At 47.2% G+C, this 1,099-nt stretch carries 1 protein-coding gene; it reads right to left on the reverse strand.

Annotation, left to right across the window (positions count from 1 at the left end):
• Positions 1-88: 88 nt before the first annotated feature.
• Positions 89-1,099, reverse strand: a 1,011-nt coding sequence (locus ACTQ52_RS12320; protein ID WP_441982790.1) for an IS110 family transposase, incomplete at its 5' end; no start/stop codon positions are given.

Below are 1,099 nucleotides of genomic sequence, written 5' to 3' on the forward strand. Positions count from 1 at the left end.
CTTTTTTATCAGTGGCTATAAAAGGGTAACTCTAACAGAGCTCCCCAAAGGGTGCTTTTCAAAATCTACTATGATCTCGAGTTAGAACTTACTCAAGATTGAATGCCACATCATCCGTCAGCATCTTAAAAAGGATTCTGACGAGTTTGCCGGCACAATGCCCCAGAGCATTATAGTGGTTCCGGCCTTCAGCCATCTTGGCATCGTAGTAAGCCTTGAAGGTGTTGTTGTTCTTAACTACATTGTGAGCTGCGTTGATCAATGCATACCGGAGAACCCGGGAGCCACGTTTAGACATTCTTGTGTGGCTGGCATTGAAATTTCCAGACTGATATATAGAAGGATCCAGTCCGGCAAATGCAAGCAGCTGACAGGGCTTTGAAAAGCGATGAATATCGCCAATCTCGCCCAGGATCATTCCGCCATTGATATATCCGATGCCTGGAATGGTCATAATAACGGAGTCAAGTCCAAGCATGATTTCAGTCATCTCGGATTCGACGTCGGTGATCTGCCTGTCCAGTAACTCGATCTGCTCCACAGACTGTGTTACTTGTAAGGATAGGGCTCTGTCGCTGGAACCGACAGACTTCTGTGCCAGAATTCTTAATTCCTTGGCCTGCTCTTTATTGAAGTGTCCGTGGGAGGAAACCTCGAGCAGATGAGCCAGATGAGTCAAGTGCATGGAAGCTACCAGTTCAGGTGTAGGAGCCTCTTTCAGAAGAGCGTAAATGGTCTTCTGATGAAGTCCGGATTTGAAGAAGTACTGGAGTTCCGGAAAGACACGGTCCACGTAGGCTGTGAGCTGTATTTTTAGCCGGGTACGCTCTTTGATATTCTTCTGCCGGAAACGGCCGAGGTTCTTCAGATGCATGAGGTCAATATCCTCCTGCGAGAAGAATCTGTGCGGCTGAGCAATTAAAGTTCTGGCAATAACTAACGTATCCACCTTGTCGGTCTTCGTCTTCCGGATGTTGTTCTTACGCATCGTGGAAGTCTGGATCGGGTTGATAACGCAGACCTGGTAGCGTTTAGATACGAGAAATTCAACCAGGTTGTCAGCATAGTGTGCCGTCGATTCAAGACCAATGATGAGGCT

This window comes from Oribacterium sp. Sow4_G1_1, from assembly GCF_052116105.1.
In the GTDB taxonomy this organism is placed as follows: domain Bacteria; phylum Bacillota; class Clostridia; order Lachnospirales; family Lachnospiraceae; genus Oribacterium.